Origin of the sequence: Thermococcus sp. (assembly GCF_027063845.1) — an archaeon.
GTDB lineage: Archaea > Methanobacteriota_B > Thermococci > Thermococcales > Thermococcaceae > Thermococcus.
The window spans coordinates 1-26,143 of record NZ_JAMOQU010000089.1 but is presented as its reverse complement, the minus strand read 5'-3'; the positions used below and the strand labels follow the sequence as shown (position 1 = coordinate 26,143).

The following is a 26,143-nucleotide window of genomic DNA, read 5'->3' as shown; positions in this document are numbered from 1 at the left end:
CGATTTGAGCCGAAAAAGTCAAAGATGCGTAAAAGGAGGGATTTTTAAAGTTTTCCCTCACTCCTCGGCTTTCTCAAAAATCTCGTCGTAGAGTCCTTCGTCAATTTCCCTCTGAACTTCCCTCGGGTCCTTGCCTTCGACGGTAACGCCCATGCTGAGGGCGGTTCCTATGACTTCTTTCGCTGCAGCCTTGAGGGTCGGTGAGAGCATCTGGTCAATCTTCATCTTGGCTATCTTGACGACCTGCTCCATGGTGAGGTTCCCGACCGGAGTGTGGCCAGCTTCGCTTGAGCCCTTCGGAATGCCGAGTTCTTTCTTGATGAGCTGGCTGGTTGGCGGAATACCGACCTCAATCCTGAAGGTCTTCTTCTTGGGGTCCTCAACGATAATCTTGACGGGAACCTGCATTCCCTCGAATTCTTTAGTGGCCTTGTTTATCTCGTCAACGACCTGCTTAACGTTCAGTCCAAGGGGACCGATGGCCGGACCGAGCGGGGGTCCGGGTGTGGCCTTTCCACCTTCAACGAGGACTTCGACAACCTGTGGCATTCATCTCACCACCTTTACTTTTGTCTCGGGCCTGTCACTCCTTCTGGCGTTTGCTTATAAGTCTAACGTATTCGCCCCTCACCGTGACCGGTATCGGGACGATTGAGCCTATGAGCTCGACGACAATTTCGTCCTTGCTCTCGTCAACCCTGACGACCTTGGCCTTCTCACCCTTGAACGGGCCGGCTATGAGCTCGACGATGTCGCCGGGCTCGAAGCCACTAACCGCTGGCTTCTCCTCGAGGAAGTGCTCTATCTCGTGGAAGGGAATCTCACCGGGGAGAACGCGCTTCGCGTGGCGGATTCCCCTTATAGCCTCGTCAACGGCGCTCTTGTTTGGGGCCTCCACAAATATGTACCCCTTAACCTTGCTTGGTGCAAGGATGGCCTGAATAGGGATGTTGTAAGTCTTAGCCTTGCTGTAAACGAGGTTCGCGGTCGTGGTTTCCTGACCTACGGTAACGCTGACGGTGAATATCTTTCCCTCGCTCATGGCGCAACCCTCACGAGCCCGTGATGAAGTAACCGACCATCCTAATGAGCATTCCTATAAGGCCTATGAGAATCATTCCAATACCGGTAATCTTGACGGCCAGCTTAAACTCCTTCATTCCTGGCTTTCTCGTAACGAGGAGTACCCTCTTGGACTCTGAGAGGAACGTTTTAATCTTCTCGACGGTGCTCGTCACTTCATTCACCCCTCTAAAAGTTTAAAGGATTCAAAGCTCGTCAAGGTCGAGCTTGATTGTTCTCTTCTCTTCTTCGCCGAAGTAGGACTTCTCCTCTTCCTCGGCGACGGCATACGGCGAGCTGACGCCGGTGACAACGAGGAGGATTCTAATCATCTTGCCGAGCTCCTCGTCAAGCTGGATACCCCAGATGACCTGCGCCTCCGGGTCAAGCTTGCTGGTGACGAGTTCGATAATCTGCTGGGCCTCCTCGAGCTTGACGTCGCTTCCGCTGATGCTTATGAGAGCGCCCTTGGCACCGCTGATGTCAACGTCGAGGAGCGGACTGTTGAGTGCCTGCTGGGCGGCCTCCAAAGCCCTCTTCTCGCTGTCGCTCTCGCCGATGCCTATCATCGCAACGCCGCCGTCCTTCATGACTGCTCTCACGTCGTTGAAGTCGAGGTTGACAAGACCTGGCTTGGTGATGAGCTCGGTGATGCCCTTGACGGCCTGGACGAGTATCTCGTCCGCAACTTTAAAGGCCATGTGAATCGGCAGGTTCGGGGCAACCTCCATGAGCTTGTCGTTCGGGATGACGATGACGGTGTCGGTGTTCTTCCTGAGCCTCTCGAGACCATACTCGGCGTTCTTGATGCGCCTGATGCCCTCAACGGTGAACGGAAGGGTAACCACGGCAACGGTCAGGGCACCCATCTTCTTGGCTATCTCTGCGACTACTGGTGCTGCACCGGTTCCGGTTCCTCCACCGAGACCGCAGGTGATGAATACCATGTCCGCGCCTTCAAGGGCCTCCCTGATTTCCCTCTCGCTCTCCTTTGCGGCTTCCTCACCCATCTTGGGGTTGTTGCCGGCACCAAGGCCTCTGGTAAGCTCTTTTCCGATGAGTATCTTCTTGTGGGCCCTAATCTTGAGCAAATCCTGTGCATCGGTGTTTATTGCGATTATCTTAGCACCCTCGATTCCAACCTGCATCATCCTGTTAACGGTGTTACAACCGGCACCGCCGACACCGACGACGTATATCTTGGCCTGAATCTGCTCAAGGAGCTTCTTAAGCTCCTCATCTATGTCCGACTGGGGCTGAACCTCCGGAACGGCCTTGGGCTGGGCCGCCGAGGTTCTCTCGATGGCGTCCTCAATCAGCTTCAGCATCTTTTCACCCTCCGAAGAGTTTAACACCCTTTGGAGTTTGTATGGGAGTGGTATATAAACTTAGCTAACCCGAAACTGAACTTAACTGGCCCGTAGTCTCTTTAAAGGTTTCGGCTCAGTCCCTGATAAACTCAAGGCCGAGCTCCTCCGCCAGCGACCTCGCGAGTTGCCTCGTCTCACCCTTGCTACCCTTCCAGTCAACGTATATCGCCTCGACCTTCTCGGCGGTTCTCTCAATGGCCTTCCGGAACATCTCCCGGGAGAGGGGATGCGCGTACTTCGGGGCTATGTGGCCGAAGGCTATGTCGGTCTCAAGGGCACGCTTCGTCTGCTTCGGTGCATAGTGGCCGCCGCCTATTCCGATGGCAACCTTGAACTTAGCTTTTTCGTAGTTCTCAAGGACGTAAACGATTGTCTCGGCTATTATCTCGCCCGCCCTGTTGTTTACCCACTCCTCCTCGCTCGAACCAATCTCTATGAAGAAGCTCGGAACTCCGAGCTCGCTCGGTCCGTGGTGCGTTGCTTCGTAGCAGACGGTCCAGCCGAGGTCGTTTAGCTCGTTCATCTTGAGGAGGGCAAGCTTCATTGCACTCGGCAACGCTATCGCTAAACTCTTGTCCTTCCCGCCGTACATGGCCTTTCCCCAGTTGCCAGTTACATGGGTCGTCAGTGCCGGTAACTTCTGCTTGCTCGAATGCCTAGAGGCGAAGGCTATCACCTCGGGCATAAAACCGAGCTGGGCATCTATAGCCTTGTCGAGGTTGTCGTAGTAAATCATCTCGTCGTTGGTCGTGAGTATCAGCGTCTCCCCGTTCCTGTAAACTGGGTTACCGTCGAAGACCATGTCGGTTTCCTTGAACCCGAAGTTCTCGATGAGCTTCTCCATTATGTTCATCGAAGCCCTGTCGATTTTCGTGGTCATGATGACCTTCATGGCTTCCACCGGGGCCAGGTTAGCGGGGAGGTTATAAAACGTTATGGGGATAGCCGCGAGAGTGTGCAAAATATACCCATTTACCTTCGAAAATTGAGTAGTAACAATAAAACATGGCTCGTAGGTTTTTCGAAGTTGTAACGCAAACTATTTAAAAAGGAAAAGTACACTAATAGACCAATATGGCCATATAGCCATATTGTGTACATTGATGTGGAGGTGTGTGGTTTGAAGAGGTTAACAACCCTGGCCCTCGTGGCCGTATTGATACTGTCAGTGTTCGTGGCCGGCTGTATGGGCGAAGGAAGCGAAAGCCAGACGGGAACCCAGACCGGAACCTCGGGAACGTCCGGGGAAACGACCTACACAGGGACCATAACAATCTACACTGGAGGAACCAGCGGAGTCTACTATCCGTTGGGCTCCAAATACGCGGAGCTCCTTAACAAGGCGGGCATAAAAGCTAAGGCTGTTACCAGCGGTGCAAGCGTTTCTAACGCCAAGGCCATCGGCGACGGCAACGCCCAGGCCGCGATTATGCAGAACGACGTGGCTTACTATGCCTACAACGGCCTTTACATGTTTGAGGGAAGCGCGATAAAGAAGCTTCGCGGTGTCGCGGCACTCTACCCTGAGACGGTCCAGTTCGTTGTTAGGGCGGACAGCGACATAAAGAGCCTTCAGGACTTGGCCGGAAAGAAAGTTGCAATAGGTGCTCCGGGAAGCGGAACGGCCGTTGCGGCCGAACAGATTCTTAAGGCGGCTGGCGTCTGGGACAAGATTCAGAAGGTCAACCAGAAGTTCAGCCAGGCCGCCCAGGCCCTCAAGCTCGGCCAGATTGACGCGGCTGTAATAGTTTCCGGAGCCCCGACCCCGGCCATAACCCAGATAGCCGTTACAACGCCCGTTAGAGTCATCCCAATATCGGACGATATTCTCAACAAGCTCAAGAGCGAGGGCTACATCTTCTACGTCAGGCAGGTTCTCCCGAAGGACACCTACAAGGGAATGACTGAGGACACGCCAACCCTCGCCGTCAAGGCAATCCTCGTCGTCAGCGCCGACCTTCCAGAGAACGTCGTCTACGATATGACCAAGGTGCTCTTCGACAACGTTGATCAGCTCCGCGCGGTCCACCAGAAGGCCAAGTACATAAGCCTCGACACGGCCCTCGACGGTATGAGCATACCGCTCCACCCAGGTGCCTACAAATACTATGAAGAGAAGGGCCTCAACGTCCCTGACAATATCAAGCCACCGAGCGGGTGAGGGTCTTGAAAAGGACCCTTTTCTTTTTTGTCATCTTACTCCTTGTCACATCCGTTTTTCCTGTTAATTCCCTGGTGATAACGACTGAATCATCCTCGTATGTTTATCACCTCGGTGAAGTCTGGCTTAGGATTGAGTACAACCACAGTGTGGAACACAGCGAGGTAGTCGAGGTAATCGAGGTCAACTCGAGCGGGATGTTCGTCAGGAAGATGCTCTGGAAGGACTTCGGGGCCGGCCTTCCGGAGGACATCCAGGGCAGGGAGGGCGACTATTACTACAAGGTCATCAACCAGCCCCTCGGGAAGAGCCTCGACTACTGGTTCATACCCTTCAACCGGCCTCAAATCGTCGTGAACAACGCGTCTGTAATCAGGCCACCGACCCCGGGACTCGTACATTTCCGGGTTGAGAGGTGCCCCCTGATTCTCACAGCCTTAGGGAGGTGTTAACTTTGGAAGAGAAGCATGTGGAAGTTGAGGAACTTGAGGAGGTAATAAGCAGGACGAGAAAACTGCCCCCAAAGCTTGAAATGGTCGTGACGGTATCGGCGGTGCTCATTGGAATATACGAGATTCTCTTCATCTTCAACTTCAACGGAGCCCTCTACGACATGCTTTCCCGCGTTGGAATAAAGCTCAACTTCCTTCTCTACACACTCCAGAGCCAGCAGGGAGAGGCTTTCGTTCTAGCGATGATTCTTATCATAGCCTACCTTCTCTACCCCTTCCGGCGCTCTGAGAGATTCAAAAACGTTGGATTGATTGACTACGTTTTCATAGCCCTGAGTCTGATAACGATGTTTTACCTGTTCTTCAGGTATCCAAGCTACGCCGAGAACGCGACGGTTTACCAGAGGGACGTGATATTCGCCCTCATAGCCGTACTCGTCGTCCTCGAAGCCACAAGGAGGGTGATAGGCTGGGTTCTCCCCCTGGTCGTCATAGTGTTCCTTGGCTACGCCATTCAGAACATTAACTTCAACTGGATGGTGTTCACGGAACACATGTACCTCGCCAGCGAGGGAATCTTCGCGACACCACTCTACGTCATGACGATTTATGTTTTCGCCTTCATATTCTTCGGAGCCTTCCTGCTCAAAATAGGCATAAGCGACTACATTACCGAGTTCATGTTAAGCTTATTCGGCTCCCGCCCGGGAGGCCCGGCCAAAGCCGCCGTCATAGCGAGCGGTCTCATGGGAACCGTCAGCGGTTCAAGCGTCGCCAACGTCCTTACCACCGGAACCTTCACGATACCGCTGATGAAGAAGGCCGGCTACCCTCCAGAAATAGCGGGGGCCGTTGAACCTGTGGCATCGACCGGTGGCCAGCTAATGCCCCCGATAATGGGCGCGGCGGCCTTCATAATGGCGGAGTTCCTTGGAATACCGTACAATAAGATAATCATCGCGGCCGTTATTCCGGCCCTCGTTTACTACTCGGGAGTTTACCTCTTCATAGACAGGGAAACCAAGAGGCTCGGCCTCAAGGGCATGCCCAAGGAGCACTTCAAGCCGATACGCTACTTCCTGAGGAAGAGCTACATCCTCCTGCCGATAGTCGTCATAACGGTCGCCCTCGTCTGGGGAATCCCGGCTCACATCGCGGCAATATCCTCCTTGGGAATCGCAATCTGGGTTGCCTGGATTTCCAAAGACGGGATTAAGGGCAATGAAGCACTCTACGTGGCAATAGTTCTCATCGGAACGTTCATAATGTTCGTAGGCAAAGGCTACCCACTCCTCGTCGCCCTAACGGCTCTCCTCTTCGTCCTCGGCGCGCTGAAGAAGGAAGTGGAGTTCAACGAGAAGTTCTACATAACGGCGCTGTTCCTGCTGTTCATAGCCTTCAACCAGGCAATCGGCATGAGCAAGGAGAACCTTCTCTTCCTTACGGGAATCTTTGGAATAATCTTCTCGCTAATCGTTGGAGCGATATCGAAGACGCACGACGGAAAGGAGATGTTCTCGGCGACCTACGAGTCAATGATAGAGGCAGGAAAGACGAGCACAGCCGTTATGCTCGCGGCTGCAAGTGCTGGACTTATACAGGGCTCTCTAACGATAACCGGCCTCGCCAACTCCCTCGGCTATCGTCTGGCAGACCTCACGGGCGGAAACCTCTGGCTCCTGCTCATAGTCACGATGATTTTCAGCCTGATACTTGGAATGGGCGTCCCGACAACGGCGAACTACATCATAACATCACTCGTCATGGCGCCCGCGATTTACCAAGCAGTTAGCTCCGTCCCCCCATATAACCAGCCGGTTCCGGGCTTTGGAACAGCCATAGCCCTCCTCGCGGCGCACTTCTTCGTGTTCTACTTCGGAATCCTTGCAGATATAACGCCACCCGTAGCGCTCGCCAGCTACGCGGGTTCGGCCTTGGCAGGCGGTGACTTCTGGAAGACGGCCCTCAACGCCGTTCGCTACGCAATAGCGGGATACATCGGCCCCTACATCTACTTCACGCACCCGGAGATGTTCATAATAACGGTCAGCGATTGGACGATAAAAATGGCGGCGACGGTGGTCTATGACCTTCTTGCAACGATACTCGTGCTCTACATGCTATCGGTGGGATTCACAGGATGGCTGAAAGGGCACCTCAACAAAGCATACAGGGTAGCGCTCATAGTTGTGGCGTTTGCCGCAGCATCGTTACATCCAGGGATAGTGGCACTTGGCCTTGTCTTGGTACTCACTGCAGCATTGATAGGAGAAAAACTTGGAATTGTCTCAGCTACCCGTTAGAGCTCATATTCCGGAGAATCTGGATGAGCTCTTCACTCGTTTTATTTATTTGCTGGGTCGCCTGTTCTGTTGTTTGACGCATTAAACGTACGGCTACATAAACCATAATCAGCGCAAGGGCAATCATAAACAGGTACTCTATCGCGGCTTGGGCTGGCCTCATAGCTCTCACCCCCTAAAAACTTAGAACGTTTGTGGCTATAACCTTTTGGTATATGAATCGAAAGAGAAAATCAGTAAAGCATAACCTCAAAGCCCAGTTCGCTGAGCAAATCTGCCAGTTCTTCAGGGTCAATGTAGGCCATCAAGTGGTGGTTTCCGAGTGTTCCGTCGAGGAACTCTGGGGCATCCTCAATCCTGAGCTTCACCTGCGTCCTGCACCTGTTCTCAAGATGCTCGTTTCCGACAACCTCAACGCCCGCAACCACCGCACGCCTCCCGCAGAGCTTGAAGAGGCTCGCCTTCCCCCTCGGAAACTCGACGTCAACGCCAACACCTATGCCACTCTCGAAGTGGCTCCTCAAGCGGTAGCGCCAGAGCAGGGGTGCGGTGCAGTGGGCGATTATCACGTGGTCTTCCCCGAAGTCCGCAACGTTGCCCATGAAGGCGGGCTTATCGAAGTACTTCTTTACAATGTACATCCCGAGGAGCGAGTTCAGCTCGCCCTCACAGCCCGCTGGAATTCCCTCGGCGTTGAACATCGCGAGGGCCAGACAGGGCGTTGCGTTGAGCTTGCCTATGAAGTCGAAACAGCCTATCGTGAAGCCATCGAGCCTGTAATCGCGCAGGATTTCTTTGATTGCGAGGTAGATTCTGCCCGCCTTTGTTAAGGCATCTTTTCCGGGTTCCTTCACTTCACTCGCCCGCTCAAAGATTTCCTCAACGACTTTCCAGCCGTCTTCATCACTCACCTTATCGTAGTACTCGTAGAACTTCTTGAGGCTAATCCTCGTGTAGGGGAGCTCAAACTTCTCGTTGACGAGCCAGGGGGAGATTCTGCCGATGAGGCCGAGCCTGGCCCGGAGGAATGGTTCAAGGGTTTCGAGGGAATCCTCGTAGGCAAGCAAAGCGGCCTTGAGCTCGTTCATGTCCTTGACAAGCGTCGAGGGAACGAGCCGCTCACGCAGGAACTCCCTGATTTCGATTCCAGCGGCGAGGGAGTTGTTGAAGGGGTCGCCGAAGATTACGGTGGGCCTTCTGAAGACGAAGAACTCTTTGAGGAACCCTTCAGTTCCACCCGTTAAGGGGTAGAGGATTATGGCGTCAACCTCGTTGAAGTTGAGCTCCTCCTTGGCCTCCCGAAAGTCCGCCTTTGAGCTCAGCATAAAACCGCCGACGACGTCGAAGTCCTTTGCGAGGGTTGTGAGGAACTCGGAGGCCTTCTTCTCAAACGACTTCGGATTCGCGAGTTCGCTAACCCCGAAAGCAACGCCGACCTTCATGCTTCCACCCAACCTTTTAAAGCCCAGACCCTAAATAACCTTGTGGTGGCCGATGACGCTGAGGTTCGTCCTCGACACGAGCATATTCGTCAACCCCGAAATCCGGAAGGACTTCGGCGATAACCCGACCGAGGCCATGAGGACCTTCTTAGACTACGCCGAGAAGCTCTTCGGGAAGGTGGAGTTTTACATGCCACCTGGTATCTACCGTGAGGTCATGCACTTCGTTGACGAGGAACTGAAGCCGGAGATAGAGCTCTACATCATCAAGAAGCCCCCCAACCTGCACGACCTCAAGATTCCGGCCTTCGTCGTTTACGAGCTCATAGACGACATAAGGAGACGGGTTGACAAGGGGCTTAGAGTTGCAGAGAAGGCCGTTCGAGAAAGCGTCGTCGAGACGGACAACGTGGACAAGATAATCCAGAAGCTCCGGAGGAACTACCGCAAGGCCCTTCGAGAAGGAATCGTTGACAGCAAGGAGGACTTTGAGTTAATCCTTCTCGCCAAAGAGCTGGACGCGACGATAGTTTCTGCGGACGTTGGAATCCTGACGTGGGCGCAGAAGATGGGCATCAAGTGGATTGACGCTTCAGCGTTCAAGGATGTCCTTGGGGGTCTCGTCGAGAAGCTCGGAGAGAAAAATTTATAAAGGCTCCCTCCATCGTATCAACGTCAACAGCGCCCCGGTGGCTCAGCCTGGTGGAGCGGCCGCTTGGTAAGCGGCAGGTCGCGGGTTCAAACCCCGCCCGGGGCTCCATTACAGCCCTTGCTTCGCAAGCGCTGGCGGAAGATTAAGTGCTTTTTTGAAGTATTAATTTCCAAGTGGGTTTCTTATCCACGTGCTCTTTGGTGAGTGTTCCATCCTTTAAACGGCGTCCTTCGGACGCTAATAACAAAGTTGGAACTGCTTGAAAAGCCTTGTTTGGTGTTAAACCCTGTCCAAACTTGCACTCGGCAAATGCACGACTGTTTTTGCCCTTTGGTGAGAAGGGCGCTCTTTTCGCCAGCCTTTCTCAAAGGCTGAGCGCGAAGTTTGACCAAGGTTCGTGATTCTTTATTCTACCGCAATTTCAAGGAGGTCTAAAAAGTTATTTTAGACCGGGTTTCTTTTTAAGGGTCCGTAAAATGATATAGAAAAATTGGAGTTAGTAGTCTACTTCGCCCTTCTCCTTCAGCTCGAGGTACATCCTCCAGCTGAGGACGGGCTTTTTGGCGGCAAGAACGTCGTCCACGCGCCTAACTGCTGTGTTGTGGGGAGCGCCCTTAACGACCTCGGGGTTGTTGTAGGCTTCCTCGCTTATCCTCTTCAGCGCCTCGACGTATGCGTCAATCTCTTCCCTGCTGACGGTTTCTGTCGGTTCAATCATCAGAGCCTCGTGCACAATCAGCGGGAAGTAAACGGTGGGCGCGTGCAGTCCAAAGTCGAGAAGTCTCTTCGCCACGTCCATTGCCGTCACGCCAGTTTCCTTCTTCATCGGTTCGGCTGAAAAGACGGTTTCGTGCTTTCTAAGCTTTTTGCCTGGCAACTCGTAGCCCTTCGTTCCCAAAAGCTTTCTCGTCAGGTAGTTGGCGTTGAGAACAGCTATCTCGCTCGCGTTCTTCAGTCCCTCCTTGCCCATGACCTTGAGGTAAACGAGAGCCCTCACCATGACCGCGAAGTTGCCGTAGAGCTCCTTCACCTTCCCTATGCTCTTGGGCACGTTGTAGTCGAGGTAGTAGCGGTCGTTCTCCTCGTCGTAGCTCACCAGCGGAACGGGCAGGTAGTCCTTGAGGAAGTCCTTAACTCCGACCGGCCCGCTTCCCGGCCCGCCTCCACCGTGCGGTGTTGAGAACGTCTTGTGCAGGTTGAGGTGAACAACGTCGAAGCCCATGTCGCCTGGTCTAACCTTTCCGAGGACGGCGTTGAGGTTCGCCCCATCGTAGTATAGAAGCCCGCCGGCCTTATGCACTATCTTCGCTATCTCCAATATCTCGTCCTCAAAGATACCGAGGGTGTTGGGGTTTGTGAGCATTAATCCAGCCGTCCTCTCGCCGACCGCGTTCTCAAGGGCCTCCAGGTCCATCGTCCCTTCTTCCGTCGAGGGAATCTCGATGACCTTGAAGCCGGCCATCGCCGCGCTGGCCGGGTTCGTTCCATGGGCGGAATCGGCCACCAGCATCTCGTCCCTCTGGGGTTCCTCGTTGTCGAGGTGGTAAGCCCTTATTATGGAAACGCCGGTGAATTCGCCGTTTGCCCCGGCAGCTGGTTGGAGCGTGAAGCGGTCCATGCCGGTTATCTCCTTGAGCCACTGCTCCAGCTCCCACATTATTCTAAGCGCGCCCTGGACGGTTCTCTCGTCCTGATACGGGTGGACGTAGGCGACCCCGGGGTGACCGGCAATCTCCTCGTTTATCTTGGGGTTGTACTTCATGGTGCACGAGCCGAGGGGATAGATGCCAGAATCTACTCCATAGTTCATCTCGCTCAAGCGGGTGTAGTGCTTCACTATCTCCGGCTCGCTCAGCTCGGGAAGGCCGAGTTTGCTCTTCCTTCTGAGCTTCTCGGGAATTTCGACATCAACGTCCTCAATCGGCTTCGGCAACGTATAACCGACCCGTCCCTCGCGGGAAAGCTCGAAGATTAGGGGTTCGTCCCACTTAGCCTGGCGGAACATTCAGGCCACCTCCTTGAGGGCCTCGATTAGGACCTCAACCCATTCCTTCCTCGTCGTCTCAGTTGCCGAGAAGAGCGCGGTCTCGCCGAGCTCCGGGAAGTGCTTACCTATGTAGTAGCCGCCGTGTATTCCCCTCGCGAGAAGGGCCTCGTGTATCTCGCTGTATGGCTTTTCGAAGCGAGCAGGAACATCCTTGAAGTAGAGGCCCTCGAAGGGAATCTCGGCCACTTCGCCCAGCCTCTTCTTCAGGTAGGCGGTGTTCTTGAGTATGACCTCGCCGAGCTCCCTCAAGCCCTTCGGCCCGAGACTGGCCAGATGTATGGCGGAAGCAACGGCAACGAGTGCTTCGTTCGAACAGATGTTTGAGGTAGCTTTGGCGCGTCTTATGTGCTGTTCCCTCGTCTGGAGGGTCATGACAAAGGCCCTCTTTCCTTCAGCATCTCTCGTCATTCCGATTATCCTGCCCGGCATCTGGCGGATGAGCTTCTTGTCGTTCCTGACCGCGAAAACTCCTGCCCTCGGCCCGCCGAAGTTCATCGGGTTGCCGAGGTATGAAGCCTCACCGACCGCTATGTCCGCCCCGAGTTCGCCCGGCGCCTCGAAGATTCCGAGCATCGTCGGGTCGGCCCCAACGACGAAGTAAGCTCCTGCTTCCTTGGCTATCTCGCCTATCTCTCTAACGTTCTCCTCAACCAGGCCGAAGAAGTTGGCCATCTCGACGTAAACACCAGCCGAATTTTCAACGGATTCCTTGAGCTTCTCGATATCGAGCTGGCCCCTCTCGTCCCAGGGAACCTCGACTATCTCAAGGTTTGCACCGCGCGTGTATGTCTCGATGACGGCCTTTTTCTCAGGGCTTATCGCCTTTGGAATCACGAAGCGCTTCCTTTTGCCCCTGTGAAGTCTGACGCTCATCAAAGCGGCCTCAGCTATTGCCGTTCCCCAGTCGTACATCGAGGAGTTGACGACCGGCAGGCCGTAGAGTTCGGCCATCATGCTCTGGTACTCAAAGAGAGCCTGGAGCATACCTTGGCTTATCTCGGGCTGATAGGGGGTGTAAGCGGTCAGGAACTCGCTCCTCTCGATGAGGTACTTAACGTGAGCTGGGACGTAATGGAAGTAGGTTCCAGCGCCGAGGAAGCTCGGCATCTCGAGGACGGTTTTGTTCTTCGAAAGGACCTCGTTGAGCTCGAGGAAGACCTCGTACTCGCTCTTTCCCTCTGGGAGGTTGAACTCCTTCACCATTCCCTCGGGGACGTCCGAGAAGAGCTCTTCGATTGAGCTGAAGCCGATTTCCTTCAGCATTTCATCCCTCTGAGCGAGGTTGGGAAGGTAGTGCTTTCCCATGGCAATCACCTCGAAAGGTTAAGACGGTCGTTTAAAAGTTGGCTGGGTGGAATATATGCTTTGTGCTCAAAAAAAGAGAAGAGATTAGCTGGTAACGCCGACGTCCTCGAAGAACTTTTCCATGAGCCCGGCGACGGCCCTTATGTCGTACTGCATGGTCTCGTAGACGGACCATTGGACGAGGCTGTACTCTCTACCGTCGAGGGTCTTGAAGCCGCTCGGTGCGTTCACGTCGAAGTTGGCGTGGAGCTCGATGTTCCTTATCGCCCAGCCGTCGACATCGTCGTCGAGCCAGTCGTCCTTATCAACGTGGGTGTAGATGTAGACTGTATCCCCCGGAACGGTGACTCTGGTGTCTTTGAGCGGGTTCGGGTCCTGGGCGTAGCGGGCGATTAGGTTCCAGTTTTTGTCGTAGACCTCAACGTAGCCGAGGGTCTTGAAGTAGGCGTTCTGCATGTCTATGTCCTTGAAGACGATGGTTATTGAGCTGGCTCCCTTGAACTCAAGCTTGAGGACGCTCCAGTCGCCCTTCTTGAGCTCCTTCGTCCAGAAGTAGCTTCCGAGGTGGCCGCGCTCGCTCCAGAGATTGATGTCCTTGCCGGTCGAGTAGAGCATGTAACGCCAGGAGTTGTGGGCGATGAGGTCGGCGTAGGCCCAGGCGACGCCGTTGGCGAGGCTCATGTGGCCGTTCTCGTTGTCGGCAACGTAGATGTCCTTCCCCATGATGAACCTCTCCTTCTCCTGAGGAATCTGCCACCACTTTATCGGCGTGAGGTCGAGGGGGACGCGGTCGTTGAGTATGTCGTCGGCGACGGCGGGGGAAACCTCGTTCTCGACGAAGTCGTGGGCGTTCTCTATGTACTTGAACTGCTCAAGGTCTTCGAACATGTGGGGGGTCGTGTGGGCAACGAGCATGCTCATGTCCTCGAGAATGTGAACCGTCCTGCCGAGGTATAGCATGGCCTCCTCCCTTTTGCCCTCCTTCCAGAGCTGAACCGCCTGCTCGTAGAGCCTCTGGGCCATGTCGGCGGCCGATGTGTCCGCATCGCCAAAGAGATTGACTGTAAGAAGCTCGGCGTGATCCATCGGGTCAAGGAAGTGGTACTGGCTCTGGAGGGTGTAGGTCTTGCCCTTGAACTCGATGCTTCCACCGCGCCAGTCCTCGTCGTATGCTCCGTAGAGGAGCTGGTCCCGGTACTGCATGAGTATCGAGCCGAGGGTCGGGTTGTCCCTGTAGACAGCCTGTATGGCCTTGTAGGTCAGCTTCTGGTGGACGTTCATTGGGTCTTCGAGGGTCGGTCCGTTCGTCGGCCAGGCGCTCACGAAGCCCAGCCCACCGAGTACTATAAGGACGAGAACTATGGCTCCAGCCCTCTTCATTTTATCACCCCAAGTGTATGCGAGGCTTGTGAGGTGACGCGTGGTTAAAACTTTTTCGAGTTATTAGGGTTATAGTTTTTGGAGCCCTCCAGGTCATGCCGTATCATCCGACATGGAAAAAGTCACCCGGGACAACGCTTAAATGTCCATCATCCTCCCCAGTTAAGGGGTCGTCAATGATAATCGGCTTCGACTTCGACGGAACGCTCGTGGACAGCTACTCCTGCATAGAGGAGGCCTTTAAGCGGGCACTTGAGAAGCGCTACCGCTGGCTCCCTGGAAAGGGGCTGTGGGCGAAGCTGTTGACCAAAATTGAGCTCCAGTTCGAGAGGCCGAGCCTCGGGGGCCATAAAAAGACCCACAAACCGCCGTTCTTCCTCCGGACAAAGTTCTTCGAGACGTGGTTCATCGAGAGGGCGAAGCTTAGTCGGCCCATAGACGATGCCCCTGAGTTCCTAAAGCGACTTAGGGAAGAGGGGCACACGGTCATATCCTTCTCGGCAGAGGACTTCATAGACGGCATGAAGGTCAAACGGCTGAAGATGGCCGGCCTCTATGACCTCTTCGACGACGTTATCGTCTTTGGCAGGAAGATGACGCTCGACGAGGCCTTTCAGCTCGTCCGCGAGAAGTACGGGAACGAGACCTTCATCTGGGTGGACGACAAGCCCTGGCGCTTCATTGGCAGGGGCGACGAGAACACGGAGTTCGTGTGGTACTACTTCCCGTTTACCGCTCGCTTCGTTGAGAAGAACCGAGAGAAGCTTGCCCTAATTCCGCACCTTCACGTCATAAGGGATCTGTGGAGCCTGTTCGATGTGATTGAGAACGTCCAAAAGAGAAAACATCTAGAATGATAAACTATTTCTAGGATGTTCTCCAACTACCTTTGGAGGATGCCCATGAAGAGCCCCTTCAAGAGCAGGGTAGTGATACTATCACTGGTCGCGTTTGTTGCGATACTAGTCCTCTCCATAGGCCCTTGGTGGAAGGACCTCATGGGTGGTATAACCCCTGCACCCCCTAACGTTACGGCGATTTACCTCGGCCCTTCACCTCCAGAAGGAAAGTGGCAGTTCACCATTGGGGACAGGCTCCTCGATGACTGCTCCGTCGCGTACGTTTACAACTTTACACCAACTGGAGTGCTCACCGTTTATGAAATTGATGCTGGAACGTTGAAAGCCCTTGGCTTTGAAACGAACGATACCGAATGCGAGGGGAACCTTGGCTACGGCTACCTTGCAGTTAACTTCACTCAAAAACTTGAAACCCTCTCAATAGTAGTTTGGACGAGCAAGAGCTCCTCAAACGGCAACGAGGTTTACTTCCAGGAAATAGGGAGCTGGAAGTTCGTGAATGGTTCTTACATCGGTTACATAGCGCCGCCTATGGACAAAAACTACATGCTCCTGGGCCTTGAGACAGTCAAAGAAATGGTGAATGAAACCGGAATCCACTACATCAATCGCCGCTGAGGTACTCCAGGGTGTCCTCCACAAACTCATCCCAGTCCTCGTCGCTTACCTCTTCGATTTTGAGGCTGAATTCCCGCCCAAGGTTCCACCTGACCGCTATTTTCCCGTTATCCGTTTCCGCGATGACGAGCCCGAATGGAACATCCCCCATCCAGTGGTGCTTTGAGAAATCAACGCGGAATCCCCTTTTCCTTAGCTCCTCAAGAATAAGTTCGTATGTCCTCGCGGGCCCATGAGGACTCCTCGCAAACCCAATATAGGCCATTTTTACTCACCATTGTTACCTCGGCGGACGGACTTAAAACCTTTTCGGTTTCCCTAACAAAGTTTAAAAGCATTTAAACGAACCCACAACCATGGAACCGAAGCCCCTCCCTGAGAAGGCACTGCTCCTGGGAAGAAACCTCATCATATCCGACCTGCACCTCGGATACGAGATAGCGATGGCCAGGGAGGGGTTCTACCTCCCCAGGGTTTTCCATGAGGTCGTGGGGGATTTAAAGGGCCTGATAAAGCGCGAAAGGCCGAAGAGGCTCATCATAAACGGCGACCTGAAGCACTCCTTCATCCCGGAGTGGCGTGAGAGGGCGGAGCTCAAGGCGTTTTTCGAAGAGATTGGTCCGCTCGTTGAAGAGATAGTCCTCGTCAGAGGGAACCACGACGTTGGAACTCTCTGGCTCCGAGAGCTCGGCGTTGAGGTCGTTGATGAACTTAAGCTCGGAAGGTGGAAGCTCGTTCACGGTCACAGGGTCGTTGAAGGTGAGCGCTTCATAATCGGCCACGAGCACCCGGCGATAAGGCTCAGGGACGAGGTTGGGGCCATCGTTAAGGTCCCGGCCTTTCTCCTCGGCGAGAAGCTCATCGTCCTGCCCGCGTTCAGCCCCTGGGCCTACGGCAACGACGTTCTCAGAGAAATTGTTTCGCCATTTCTGCGGTTCTACCCGGAGGACTTTAGGGTTTTGGTGCCCCTCGATAATGAACTCCTAGACTTCGGGAAGCTGTCCCAGCTTCGGGAAGTTCTCTCACGGTTATAACGAAAGATTTAAACCCCTCAAAGATTACCCTCATAGGTGATAGCGATGGACGTGCTGACAACGCTTTTGTTCTTCGCCTACGCTCCTGCACTCGCGATACTCTGGTACTTCTATCACAAGGACAAGTACGAGCCAGAACCAAAGCGCTACGTTATAGCGACGTTCCTCCTCGGTGCGACGCTCTCGGTTGGCATATCTTACATCCTAGAGAGTGTTCTGACCGTTGGAGGTCTTATACAGCCCATTCTCCCAACGACGGCCTTTTACGTTGCGCTTGTTGCTGGTCTCGTTGAGGAGCCGGCCAAGGCCCTCGCGGTCAGGTTTCCCTATAAGGCCGGCCAGATGGACGGTATAATGGACGGCCTCGTCTACGGAGTCGCCGCGGGTCTCGGCTTCGCCGCCACCGAAAACTTCCTCTACGGCCTCGGCTGGGGCGTCGCGGTGACGCTGACGAGGGCATTCCTGACGCCAATCGCCCACGCAACGTGGACCGCTATAATAGGGGTGGGCTACGGCCTAAGGGCGGAGGGCCGACCCGTAATCCTGGGCAACTTCTACGCCCTTGCGATATTCCTTCACTTCACCTGGGACTACTTCGCCTTCTTGAGCGCGACTGTTCCGGCCTATAACATAATGCTGATATTCCTCCTCCTCGTTAACCTCTCCATCCTCCGCTACTTCCTCATCCTGGGAGAAGAAGAAGACAGGCAGAGGTTCTGGTATTACCTCTTCAGGAGGGGATGGCGGTGAAAAACGACGAAAAGCTTGAACGGGCCCTCTTTGAAGCCCGCCCCTACGTGGAGTACTGGGACAGGCTGGAGAACCTCGTTAGAAGGCTCTGGGAGGAGGCGACCGACGAGGAGAACTTCCTCCAGCTTCTGAACGAGGAGCTCCAGCGCGCCGAGGAGCCCTTCAAAACGGATTTGAGGATTTTCCTCCAGAAATTCGAAGTATAACTGATGAAACGCGTTCTCCTGGCGATTTTTGTTGTTTTTCTCCTTACACTTCTTACATCCTTTAGAACTCCAGCGCGTTCTGGAGGATAATCAGGGATGGAAGGGAGTATGCTGTTGTTTTGAACCCTGAAACCAACGATACTTTTCTCAGAGATTTGGCCTTCAACAGTGCGTGGATTGAGTGGAACGTTTTGAACTTCATCAGATACGTCGCCCAGAACGGAAAGCTTGTAAACATCACCCGTTCAGATGAGATTTATCACTTAACGTTACAGCTCAACAGGACGGAGACCGTGAACGCCGGTCCGCTTGAAAACCCCTATATTATAACCACCAAGCTCAGCATGAGGCTTGTTCTTAGTGTGGATTCCAATAGGAGACTTCTTTGAGGTGTTTTCGAGCGGAGAACTTACATCTCTGCTGGGGGAAGTGAGGGCCTGTTGACGGGAAACTTTATGGTCCTCGGGGAGTGGTGTTAACCTCTTTCTTCTCTCTCAAGAACGATATTCCTCTAGTTGTAACCACTTACAATGAGGGTGTTTTATCCAATATAGTTTTCAATTTTTCCTTAATCGAAAAGTATTTAAACTCGATTCTCCTCCCCTACTTGAAAACGAGCGGAGGTAGTAGTGATGAGGAAGGTTGCCCTCTCGCTGTTCCTCGTTGCGATTGTTGTCCTCGCCGCCGGATGCGTTGGTAAGAGCACCGGCCTAACCGAGGAGAAGGTCATTAAGGCCATAAAGAACATAAAAACGGCCCATTATGATGAGAACTTCACGATGGCCATGGACTTCACGATACCTGACGACAATACCACCGTCAATATGACCATGCATTTCAGGATAAAAGCCATGATGGACCGCATGAAGAAGAGGGCCCTTGGCAACTATACCGGTTGGGTCTACTACAACGGCCTCAACATAACGTTCAATTGGCCCCTTTATATTGAGGGCAACGATACCTACCTCAAAGTTGACGGTAAGTGGTACAACGCCACCGATAACCAGGAAACCGGCGCCGGCTCTTACAACCTCGATGCGATACGGGCAATCCTCAACTCGACCAACGTGAGCATAATGCCCGTTGATGGTGGTTACCAGTTCAAGCTCAACGTTACCTTCGAGCAGTTCGCCAACGCCACGGGGAGAACCTATGCCTTGGACAGACTCTTCGAGATAAACGGCACCGTTGAGACCCATGATGGCTGGGTTCTCGTGAAGCTCAAGAGGGATGGCACCCCATACTACATTGAGACGTACTTTGACCTCACCCTCAATATCCCCCACTCACTCACCAACGATACGATTCCAGTCCACGTGATAGTTCACGACAGCGAGGCTCTTAACAAGATTAACGAGCCCGTGGTAATAGAAAAGCCGAAGGGGGTGGAAAACGCCCCACGTTTTGATGGACTCTGGGACTAAGCCCCTCTCGTCGCCACTATTTTTATCCCCTTCCACTCCGCAACAGTTTCTCCGACCTTCACCGGGGCTTTGAGCCTGAGCTTCGCCAGAAACTTCATAAGCTCGGGTATCTTCTCCTTCGGCACCGGCTCGGCCGTCTTGACGCTCACTGTGGGCAGGGCTCCTCCTTCAACCGGCACGACGCTCATCACGACCCTCTTTGGGTTGGTGACCTCCTGAACTGCCCACTCCTTACCGCGAGGACACCTGCACCCCTTGACTTCCTTGACCTTTCCGTTTTCCACCTCGACCTCGATTGAACAGCCAAGGGGGCAGACGATGCATGTGAAGCGGTATATCATGCCTTCACCACCTCCACGGTGAGCTTCTCGGCCTTTCTGATTTCCTCTGCCTTCAGTTTTATCCTCAGCATCTCGGCCGGCTTGACCACGGGGAGCTTCATCCCCTTGTCGATTTCTGGAATCCTGAGCTCGACGTCCTCCATCGGCTTAGACACGCGCAGGTAGAGGTAGACGTCCCTATCTCCACTGAGGTAGTGGGGCGCAATCAGGCGGACGTTTTCACCCTTCTCTACCTTAACCCACTTCCTGCTCTCGATTCCCCCGTTCTCGATGAACTCCTTGGTCCCCTCCGCCGCTAATTCACCCTGCTCTGCGACGTAGTCAACGAGGTCGTTTATCAGGAGCGAGTTCCCGGCAACGAATATCCCCGGGACGCTGGTTTCCAGCCTGTCGTTCACGACCGGTCCGCCCGTTGCGGGGTCAATCTCAACCCCTATCTTCTTCAATTTTTTAACGCTCGGGACGAGACCTGCAGATATTATCAACGTATCCGCCTCAATCCAGAACTCGCTTCCGGGAATTTCGTTGAGGTTTTCGTCGACTTTGACAACCTTTACCCGCTCAACGCGGCCCTTTCCGCGGACTTCCACGACCTTGTGGCTCAGGTAGAGAGGAATATTGAAGTCCCTGAGAATCATCACGTTTCTCGCCAGTCCCCCGGGATAGGGCATCAGCTCGACAACGGCCTTGACCTTCGCGCCTTCAAGGGCGAACCGGCGCGCCATTATCAGCCCAACGTCGCCCGAACCCACGATGACTATCTCCTTACCTGGCATTATGCCATAGAGGTCCATCAGCGTTTGGGCCTCTCCGGCCGTGTAGATTCCCGAAACCCTGTCACCGACGATTCCTATCTCGAAGGCGTGCCTCTCCCTCGCTCCCGCGGCGTAGATTACCGCCTTCGCCCAGACCTGATAGGCCCCGCCCGGCGATGTGAAGATTACAACCTTCTCGAGGTCGGAGTAGTTTTTAATCTCGAGAACCCTCGCGGCCGTTCTGTACTCCACGCCAAGCTCGACCAGCCTCTTCGCGAGGCGTGAAGCAAACTCGGGTCCTGTCAGCTCTTCCCTGTAATAGTGCAGGCCGAAGCCGGGGTGAATGCACTGGGGGAGTATTCCTCCAAGGTAGTCGTTCTCGTCGAGGAGCAAAACCTTTAGCCCGAGTTCTTTGGCTCTAATCGCGGCCGCCATTCCGGCCGGACCGCCACCGATGACAACGACGTCGTAGCTCAGCATTGGAATCCTCGGGAACATCAGGCATCCCCCCTGAGGAGAACCTTGACGTCTCCTATTCCAATCTCGCTTCCCTTACCCTTTAGCGTAACTTTCCAGGGCTCTACTCCGTATTCCCTGGCAAGAAGCTGGACAATCTTCGGCCTGCAGAAGCTTCCCTGGCAGGTTCCAGTTGTGGCTTTAGTCCTGAACTTGACGGAATCAACGCTCGGTGTTTTAACACCTATGAACTTCATCCTCTCTATGGCCTCAAGGATGTCGCCCTCGCTGACGTTGTTACAGCGGCACACTATCTTTCCGTAAGCTGGGTTCTTCTTGATAGCCTCGTTCACCTGCTCGGGCGTCATGGTGAAGAAGTGGCTGATTTCCTTCCTGTAGGGGTTCCACTTCTCCTTTTCCTTCAGCTCGATTCCAAGGTCGCGCTTTATAATCTCCGCTACCTCATAGGCTATCGCAGGGGCGCTCGTCAGGCCGGGTGAGCGTATTCCAGCGACGTTGATGAAGCCCCAGACCTCTTCCTCGGCTTTGATTATGAAGTCTCCTCCCGTCGGCTCGGGCCTTAGACCTGCAAAAGTCCTGATTACTTTGTTCCTTGGCGGGAGTTGTGGCCAGAGCTTCTTGGCCCCCTCCCAGACCTGCTCAAGGCCCTCCCTTGTGGTGGCGAGGTTCTCCTTCTCCTCGGGCGGTAAATCCTGGGCGTTCGGCCCTATCATCAGATGTCCTGAAATCTCGGTGGTCACGACTATTCCCTTGCTTATCGGCGTCGGCGTCGGAAAGAGGACGCGCTTCGGCCCGGGAACGTCGTCGTCAAAAATCCAGTACTCACCTTTCCTCGGGTGGATTTCGAAGTAGTCTATGCCTGCCATTCTCGCTATTCTGTCCGCGTAAAGACCCGCTGCATTGATAACGATGTCCGCCTCGATGAAGCCGTCCTTCGTCTCAACACCCTTAACCTCGCCGTTCTCGACTTTTATGCCAGTAACCTCCGTCTCGAGGTGCGTCTTCACACCGTTCGCAACGGCGTTCTCGGTTATCGCAATAACGGCTGGAATCGGCCCAATCTGGCCCACTATTGGAACCCACAGCGCTCCAATCGCTTCCCTCGTGAGGTTTGGCTCAAGGTGGAAGAGCTCATCCCTATCAACGATTCTCATCTCGGGGACGCCGTTCTTCCTTCCGCGCTCCAAAAGCCTCTCGAGCTCGTCAAAGTCCTCATCCTTCGTTGCGACTATCAGGGCCCCGTTCCAGACGTGCGGAATCTCAAGCTCCTTGACCCACTGGTGCCAGAGTCTGTTTCCCCTTATGCACAGCTTCGCCCTCGTGGGATACTTCTCGGGGTCGTCGTCGTAGCCACCGTGAATCAGAGCTGTGTTGGCCTTGCTCACCCCCCAGCCCACGTCTGGGGCCTTCTCTATCAGGTGGACTTCGAGGTTCTCGTACCTGCTGAGAACCCTCGCTATGCTCGCCCCGCTGATTCCAGCCCCTATTATGGCAACTTTCGTCTTCATAATCTTCACCTCAATCTGACTCCAGAAACGATGTCGGGTGTTTTAAAGCTTTCCTTAACCTTTAGTTTGGCGAAAAAAGCGATGAAAGAACCCTTTGGGGCATTAGAAAAAAGGACAGGGCAGGACAGGATTTGAATGGACGGAAGTGTTCATTCATTTCCATTCGCCGAGGATGGTAAAGTTCCCTTCCCTGAACCAGTTGGCGCCGACGACGTTTGAATTACCCCGAGCCCTCCCGACGAAATGGCCTCCAACGGGTTCCCCGTTTTCATCGAGGATGAGCGTAACGTTCCACCTCTCAGAGATTCTCACGAAGTATGGGTCTTCAATGGTTCCAGCGTTGGACTCCTCCTCGTACTCGAGGGATGCGTGCAACTCGTAGTGATTCCCGATTCTTTCGACGCTCGTAACGTTTCCGTTTTCCAGAACCCACCAGAGGAAGTTCACGATGTTCAGCTCTGGCCAGACTGTATGGGTAACAATTGACCACTCAATCTCATCCATCGTGGAGTTTACCCTGTACGGAAATCTCCTCCCGTTAACGTCCTCAATCCAGTAAACCGCGGAGCCGTTCGAATGGTTAAGACAGCCCCTGATTCGCTTTGCCTGAATTCCGAGCACCGAAAGCGAGGTTCCGTTCACCTCCCAGCAGATGGAGGTGTAAGAGCCAAGCTTGATGAGCACCTGGTTAACGGAGGGCGCATTTGGAGTGGTTTGTGTAGCTGGGGAACGGCTCCCTTCGTATAGTTCGTGTGTGCTATCATCGTCCAAGAAAACATGCCCAAGCACGAAAATCATTAGGAGCACAACAAAAATTGCGAGTTCTTTTCTCATAACTCCCCCCGGTTCTATACTAAAGCGGGGTATAAAAATTTAGTGGTATGGATGGTAATCAGGGACTCCCCACGACCTTCGCCCAGCCCATGGCCCTCTTTACCGCCTCCTTCCATCCGTGGTAGAGCTTTCTTCTCGTTCCCTCGTCCATACCTGGCTCGAACACCTTCTCCGCCTTCCAGAGGCTCTCTATCTCTTCAAGGCTCTCCCAGTAATCGACGGCCAGTCCCGCCAGATAGGCAGCGCCGAGCGCGGTGGTTTCCTTGACGACGGGCCTGACAACGCGCCTGTTCAGTATGTCCGCCTGGAACTGCATCAGGAAGTCGTTCGCAGTTGCCCCGCCGTCAACGCGGAGCTCCTTTATCCCGACGAGCTTCTCCATCTCCTCTATGACGTCGCGCGTTAGGTATGCTATCGCCTCCAGAGTTGCCCTCGCGAGGTGCTCCCTTCCCGTTCCGCGCGTTATGCCGATTATCAGTCCCCTCGCGAACTGATCCCAGTAAGGTGCGCCGAGGCCGACGAAGGCCGGGACGAAGTAGACTCCTTCGTTGCTCTCCAGCTTGGTCGCGAGTTCCTCGGTCTCGGAAGCTTTTTTGATAATCTTTATCCCGTCGCGGAGCCACTGAACCGCTGCACCCGTTACGAAAATGCTTCCCTCAAGGGCGTAGGTGACCTTTCCGTTGAGTCCCCATGCTATCGTCGTGAGCAAATTGTCGGAGTAGCGGACGGTCTTTCCGGTGTTGGCTAAGATGAAGCTCCCCGTTCCGTAGGTGGCCTTTACCATTCCAGTCTCGAAGCCTGCCTGTCCGAACAGCGCCGCCTGCTGGTCACCGGCGTCACCGCTCACGGGAATCTCAGCACCCAAAAGCTCCTTCTTCGTGTAGCCGTAGACCTCGCTCGATTCTCTCACCTCTGGCAAAATCCCCTCGGGAATCCCGAAGATTTCGAGCAACTCGTCGTCCCAGTCGAGCTTCTTTATGTTGAAGAGCATTGTCCTTGAGGCGTTGGAGTAATCTGTAACGTGCTCACCCGTGAGGCGGTAGATTAGGAAAGTATCGACGGTTCCGAAGAGGACTTCGCCCTTCTCCGCCTTCTCCCTCAGACCGGGAACGTTGTCGAGGAGCCACTTGAGCTTGCTCGCGGAGAAGTACGCGTCGGGAACGAGGCCCGTCTTTTCCTTTATCACGTTCCCGTATTCGCGCTTTATCTCCTCCACCATCTCGGCCGTTCTCCTGCACTGCCAGACTATCGCATTGTAGAGCGGTTTTCCGTCGCGGTCAAAGACTATCGTAGTTTCTCTCTGATTTGTAACGCCTATCGCTGCTATCTGGTCCGGCTCCACCTTCGCTCTCTCAAGGGCAGTTTTGATGGCCCTGAACTGAGCGTCCCAGATTTCCTCCGGGTTGTGCTCCACCCAGCCGGGCTTGGGATAGTGCTGGGGGAACTCGTACTGGCCCAGTCCGATGATGTTGCTCTCTCTGTCGAAGATTATAGCCCTGGCTGAGGTAGTTCCCTCATCCAGTGATAGGACGTAGCGCTCCATATGACCACCGAGATTGAACCTCTGCACTGGGGGTATTAACGGTTTCGCTTATCTTCCGTGACGCTGGTAAGGATGCAACCGAGGCCAAGAAAAACCCCAACGAACATCAGCTTTGAAGAGAGGTCGTGATAGGCCTCCGGCGAGGCAGTATATGGAAGCGAAACCAAGATTATCAGCTGGACTCGGTTATACATGGCCATTCTTAGGTTTTTAATGGTCTGCTGGTTTTCTCTAATGACCTCCCTTAGCACTTCCCTGCTTTTCGGGGATACCTCGTTTAGGTGCTCCTCGATTATTTTGTTCTCAAGCTCGTATTTCCTTATGAACTCCTCATAAGTGGGGCTGTTGTTGTGGATAAATACAGAGCCCACTCCTCGAGAGGCGTTTTTAAACGTCTCCAGCTTCCCAAGGGACAGTATTCCGTCGAGCCTGAGGGTTCTGGGCCCGTTCCAGGTGACCCGGACCCTAACGTTGAACTCGTTGAGAAGTTCCACGAGTTCTCTTGCCTTTTCAGGGCCGTCGAGTGTGACGTAGAGAACGGCAAAGTTACTCGCGTCCTTAAAGGTGGCGTTGCTCTCATTGAGTGCTTCAATGATTGGAACTGCCCTCTCAGAATTCCATTGAACCCACGAGTCGTGCAGATACGTCCCAACAAAAATTAGTGAGAGAACTAGGAGGGCTCCAAAGACGAGCTTCTTATCCTTATCCCTGCTCAAAATAACTCCCGCAATGGATGAAACTCCAGCCCCTGTCCAGAGGAGGGCCATGAACGGAACGTTGCTTTCGGGCTTTGGGTAGTCTATATTGACGGTGACGAGGGTGATGTTGCAGGGTCTGCCCTTGCTCCGCAGGCCGAGGGCGTACTCAAGGTCGGCGGTGAGTTCAACAGTCCTATTGTGGATAAACACCCTTTCCTCTGGGTTCTGGAGGACGCTCTCAAGCTCTTTGAACGCCTGAAGCTTCCTCCGCAGTTTCTCCCGCTCCGTTTTGCTGAAGACGACACCGGCTTCCTTGCGGCCTACGATAACGCAATTTCGGGGAAGCGGTTCCCTAAAGGCGGTCTCATTGGTGAGTAGGACGTTAAATGAACCCCCTTCTCCCGCATATAGAACGATGGTGTCGTGTGGGAGGCTCTCGAAGAATGATAACGTCTCGTTAAGCTCACCATCGGTGTAGACCCTGCATTCGACGGCCATCATGGCTCTGGGGTTGCAGTTCCAGAGGTTCGTAGCGTTGAATGAGTGAAGGATTTCGTTGAACTCTCCGTTGGTGAGAATGAAACGGTCGCCGGGGCCGGAGTATCTCTCGGCGGGAATAATGGTCGCGAGCACCATGAACAGAAGGACAATGATGCAAATGAAGATGGTCTTATCGTGTTTCATTGTCCCGGCACCTCCCCAGTGCGAGTCCCACAAACACGGCAACAAGGGCGAATTTGGCTAGGAACTCGGAGTGGCCCCCATAGTCCGGAATTATCGCCTCGGGGTTAGTAGCAAAAACTGCTATGCACAGGTTCTCCTGCCCTTTGGTTTGGTGAAGTGTCTCGTTTAGGCCGGCCATGTAATCCTCGACGGCTTTTCTCTCGTCCGGGGTTAGATACGGCAAGTATTTTTCAAGCG

General features: G+C 54.1%; 28 protein-coding genes and 1 tRNA gene. 12 read left to right on the top strand and 17 right to left on the bottom strand.

Going from position 1 to position 26,143, the window contains the following annotated elements; translation table 11 throughout:
• Window positions 1–57: 57 nt before the first annotated feature.
• The 5 genes from MVO87_RS06670 to MVO87_RS06650 form a co-directional block, all read right to left on the bottom strand.
• Window positions 58–549 (bottom strand): 50S ribosomal protein L11, encoded by a 492-nt coding sequence (locus MVO87_RS06670; RefSeq protein ID WP_297512672.1) that lies wholly within the window; start codon window positions 547–549, stop codon window positions 58–60.
• A 34-nt stretch (window positions 550–583) separates the two neighbouring features.
• The gene (locus MVO87_RS06665; RefSeq protein ID WP_042688711.1) at window positions 584–1,042 is read right to left on the bottom strand and encodes a transcription elongation factor Spt5; all 459 of its coding nucleotides are present in this window, start codon (window positions 1,040–1,042) and stop codon (window positions 584–586) included.
• Between the two features lie 10 nt (window positions 1,043–1,052).
• Window positions 1,053–1,238, bottom strand: coding sequence for a protein translocase SEC61 complex subunit gamma (locus tag MVO87_RS06660; protein WP_297512670.1), 186 nt, complete (start codon window positions 1,236–1,238; stop codon window positions 1,053–1,055).
• A 30-nt stretch (window positions 1,239–1,268) separates the two neighbouring features.
• A complete protein-coding gene (gene ftsZ / locus MVO87_RS06655) occupies window positions 1,269–2,390 on the bottom strand; it encodes a cell division protein FtsZ (protein ID WP_042688716.1) in 1,122 nt (373 codons plus the stop codon).
• 115 nt (window positions 2,391–2,505) lie between these two features.
• The gene (locus MVO87_RS06650; protein WP_297512681.1) at window positions 2,506–3,324 is read right to left on the bottom strand and encodes a D-aminoacyl-tRNA deacylase; all 819 of its coding nucleotides are present in this window, start codon (window positions 3,322–3,324) and stop codon (window positions 2,506–2,508) included.
• A 228-nt stretch (window positions 3,325–3,552) separates the two neighbouring features.
• Between MVO87_RS06650 and MVO87_RS06645 the strand changes: the two genes are divergently transcribed.
• The 3 genes from MVO87_RS06645 to MVO87_RS06635 all read left to right on the top strand — a co-directional run bounded on the left by MVO87_RS06645 (window position 3,553) and on the right by MVO87_RS06635 (window position 7,348).
• Window positions 3,553–4,593, top strand: a complete 1,041-nt coding sequence (locus MVO87_RS06645; RefSeq protein WP_297512667.1) for a TAXI family TRAP transporter solute-binding subunit — start codon at window positions 3,553–3,555, stop codon at window positions 4,591–4,593.
• A 74-nt stretch (window positions 4,594–4,667) separates the two neighbouring features.
• Window positions 4,668–5,045, top strand: coding sequence for a DUF1850 domain-containing protein (locus MVO87_RS06640; protein WP_297512665.1), 378 nt, complete (start codon window positions 4,668–4,670; stop codon window positions 5,043–5,045).
• A 2-nt stretch (window positions 5,046–5,047) separates the two neighbouring features.
• The gene (locus MVO87_RS06635) at window positions 5,048–7,348 is read left to right on the top strand and encodes a TRAP transporter permease (RefSeq protein WP_297552646.1); all 2,301 of its coding nucleotides are present in this window, start codon (window positions 5,048–5,050) and stop codon (window positions 7,346–7,348) included.
• A gap of 233 nt (window positions 7,349–7,581) precedes the next feature.
• Here MVO87_RS06635 and MVO87_RS06630 read toward each other — a convergent pair whose 3' ends face one another.
• Window positions 7,582–8,790: a hypothetical protein gene (locus MVO87_RS06630; protein WP_297512661.1), complete on the bottom strand. Its 1,209-nt coding sequence runs from the start codon at window positions 8,788–8,790 to the stop codon at window positions 7,582–7,584.
• A 58-nt stretch (window positions 8,791–8,848) separates the two neighbouring features.
• Between MVO87_RS06630 and MVO87_RS06625 the strand changes: the two genes are divergently transcribed.
• Complete coding sequence (locus tag MVO87_RS06625) at window positions 8,849–9,442, top strand: RNA ligase partner protein (protein WP_297512679.1); 594 nt, start codon at window positions 8,849–8,851, stop codon at window positions 9,440–9,442.
• Between the two features lie 31 nt (window positions 9,443–9,473).
• A tRNA-Thr gene (locus MVO87_RS06620) sits at window positions 9,474–9,550 on the top strand.
• Between the two features lie 388 nt (window positions 9,551–9,938).
• On the opposite strand, the gene gcvPB is transcribed toward MVO87_RS06620, so the two are convergent.
• The 3 genes from gcvPB to MVO87_RS06605 all read right to left on the bottom strand — a co-directional run bounded on the left by gcvPB (window position 9,939) and on the right by MVO87_RS06605 (window position 14,174).
• Window positions 9,939–11,447 (bottom strand): aminomethyl-transferring glycine dehydrogenase subunit GcvPB, encoded by a 1,509-nt coding sequence (gcvPB, locus tag MVO87_RS06615; protein ID WP_297512659.1) that lies wholly within the window; start codon window positions 11,445–11,447, stop codon window positions 9,939–9,941.
• Window positions 11,448–12,794, bottom strand: a complete 1,347-nt coding sequence (gcvPA, locus tag MVO87_RS06610; RefSeq protein WP_297552670.1) for an aminomethyl-transferring glycine dehydrogenase subunit GcvPA — start codon at window positions 12,792–12,794, stop codon at window positions 11,448–11,450.
• Between the two features lie 84 nt (window positions 12,795–12,878).
• Entirely contained in the window at window positions 12,879–14,174 is a 1,296-nt protein-coding gene (locus MVO87_RS06605; protein WP_297552644.1) for a phospholipase C, read from the bottom strand.
• 176 nt (window positions 14,175–14,350) lie between these two features.
• On the opposite strand from MVO87_RS06605, the gene MVO87_RS06600 reads away from it, so the two are divergent.
• Both MVO87_RS06600 and MVO87_RS06595 read left to right on the top strand, forming a co-directional pair.
• Entirely contained in the window at window positions 14,351–15,031 is a 681-nt protein-coding gene (locus MVO87_RS06600; RefSeq protein ID WP_297552642.1) for an HAD family hydrolase, read from the top strand.
• A gap of 39 nt (window positions 15,032–15,070) precedes the next feature.
• Entirely contained in the window at window positions 15,071–15,652 is a 582-nt protein-coding gene (locus MVO87_RS06595; protein WP_297512491.1) for a hypothetical protein, read from the top strand.
• On the opposite strand, the gene MVO87_RS06590 is transcribed toward MVO87_RS06595, so the two are convergent.
• On the bottom strand, window positions 15,639–15,917 hold the full coding sequence (locus MVO87_RS06590; RefSeq protein WP_042688742.1) for a hypothetical protein: 279 nt from the start codon (window positions 15,915–15,917) through the stop codon (window positions 15,639–15,641). The two genes, MVO87_RS06595 and MVO87_RS06590, sit on opposite strands and share 14 nt — an antisense overlap.
• A 91-nt stretch (window positions 15,918–16,008) precedes the next feature.
• On the opposite strand from MVO87_RS06590, the gene MVO87_RS06585 reads away from it, so the two are divergent.
• The 5 genes from MVO87_RS06585 (at window position 16,009) to MVO87_RS06565 (ending at window position 19,066) form a co-directional block, all read left to right on the top strand.
• Window positions 16,009–16,686, top strand: coding sequence for a metallophosphoesterase (locus tag MVO87_RS06585; RefSeq protein ID WP_297552640.1), 678 nt, complete (start codon window positions 16,009–16,011; stop codon window positions 16,684–16,686).
• A gap of 45 nt (window positions 16,687–16,731) precedes the next feature.
• Window positions 16,732–17,436 (top strand): PrsW family intramembrane metalloprotease, encoded by a 705-nt coding sequence (locus tag MVO87_RS06580; protein WP_297552668.1) that lies wholly within the window; start codon window positions 16,732–16,734, stop codon window positions 17,434–17,436.
• Window positions 17,427–17,642 carry a hypothetical protein gene (locus MVO87_RS06575; protein WP_297512285.1) on the top strand — a complete coding sequence of 72 codons (216 nt, stop codon included), beginning with the start codon at window positions 17,427–17,429 and terminating at the stop codon, window positions 17,640–17,642. The genes MVO87_RS06580 and MVO87_RS06575 overlap by 10 nt, the downstream gene beginning before the upstream one ends.
• A gap of 155 nt (window positions 17,643–17,797) precedes the next feature.
• Window positions 17,798–18,031: a hypothetical protein gene (locus MVO87_RS06570; RefSeq protein ID WP_297512288.1), complete on the top strand. Its 234-nt coding sequence runs from the start codon at window positions 17,798–17,800 to the stop codon at window positions 18,029–18,031.
• Window positions 18,032–18,274: 243 nt separating this feature from the next.
• Window positions 18,275–19,066 (top strand): hypothetical protein, encoded by a 792-nt coding sequence (locus tag MVO87_RS06565; RefSeq protein ID WP_297512291.1) that lies wholly within the window; start codon window positions 18,275–18,277, stop codon window positions 19,064–19,066.
• On the opposite strand, the gene MVO87_RS06560 is transcribed toward MVO87_RS06565, so the two are convergent.
• The 7 genes from MVO87_RS06560 to MVO87_RS06530 form a co-directional block, all read right to left on the bottom strand.
• On the bottom strand, window positions 19,063–19,407 hold the full coding sequence (locus tag MVO87_RS06560; RefSeq protein ID WP_297552639.1) for a DUF1667 domain-containing protein: 345 nt from the start codon (window positions 19,405–19,407) through the stop codon (window positions 19,063–19,065). The genes MVO87_RS06565 and MVO87_RS06560 overlap by 4 nt on opposite strands.
• Window positions 19,404–20,660, bottom strand: coding sequence for an NAD(P)/FAD-dependent oxidoreductase (locus MVO87_RS06555; RefSeq protein ID WP_297552637.1), 1,257 nt, complete (start codon window positions 20,658–20,660; stop codon window positions 19,404–19,406). Before MVO87_RS06555 ends, MVO87_RS06560 begins: the two co-directional genes overlap by 4 nt.
• On the bottom strand, window positions 20,660–22,147 hold the full coding sequence (locus MVO87_RS06550) for an NAD(P)/FAD-dependent oxidoreductase (protein WP_297552635.1): 1,488 nt from the start codon (window positions 22,145–22,147) through the stop codon (window positions 20,660–20,662). The genes MVO87_RS06555 and MVO87_RS06550 overlap by 1 nt, the downstream gene beginning before the upstream one ends.
• 153 nt (window positions 22,148–22,300) lie before the next feature.
• Window positions 22,301–22,831, bottom strand: a complete 531-nt coding sequence (locus MVO87_RS06545) for a hypothetical protein (protein ID WP_297552634.1) — start codon at window positions 22,829–22,831, stop codon at window positions 22,301–22,303.
• A gap of 208 nt (window positions 22,832–23,039) precedes the next feature.
• Entirely contained in the window at window positions 23,040–24,524 is a 1,485-nt protein-coding gene (gene glpK, locus MVO87_RS06540) for a glycerol kinase GlpK (protein ID WP_297552632.1), read from the bottom strand.
• Window positions 24,525–24,559: 35 nt separating this feature from the next.
• Window positions 24,560–25,906, bottom strand: a complete 1,347-nt coding sequence (locus MVO87_RS06535; RefSeq protein ID WP_297515591.1) for a hypothetical protein — start codon at window positions 25,904–25,906, stop codon at window positions 24,560–24,562.
• Window positions 25,893–26,143, bottom strand: a 251-nt coding sequence (locus tag MVO87_RS06530) for a hypothetical protein (protein ID WP_297552630.1), incomplete at its 5' end; no start/stop codon positions are given. The genes MVO87_RS06535 and MVO87_RS06530, both read right to left, overlap by 14 nt.